Source organism: Alkalicoccobacillus porphyridii, assembly GCF_007293315.1.
Classification (GTDB): domain Bacteria; phylum Bacillota; class Bacilli; order Bacillales; family Bacillaceae_D; genus Alkalicoccobacillus; species Alkalicoccobacillus porphyridii.
Genome location: NZ_VLXZ01000371.1, coordinates 1 through 246, shown reverse-complemented (window position 1 = coordinate 246; position 246 = coordinate 1). Strand labels below are relative to the sequence as shown.

Annotated in this window: 1 protein-coding gene; it reads right to left on the bottom strand. The window is 53.7% G+C overall.

The window, feature by feature from the left end:
- The coding region (locus FN960_RS24640) for a hypothetical protein (protein WP_221936875.1) at positions 1 to 246 on the bottom strand (246 nt) is incomplete at both ends.

Below are 246 nucleotides of genomic sequence, written 5' to 3'. Positions count from 1 at the left end.
AATGATCAATGGCGCTGCTGTGCACCACGCGTTCGCCATCAAACAGGGTATATTCCAGCGTCGTGACGACAGGGGAGGCGGCGAGATTTTCCAGCACCACTTCGCAGGAAAGCGTGGCATCGCAATAGGCTTCGTCAAAGTCGGTACGCACAGTGAAATCGTTAATATGCGTTAGGTGTTTTCCGACCAGATAAACATCGCGGAAGATCCCCGCTGACCACCACATATCCTGGTCAGCGGGGATCT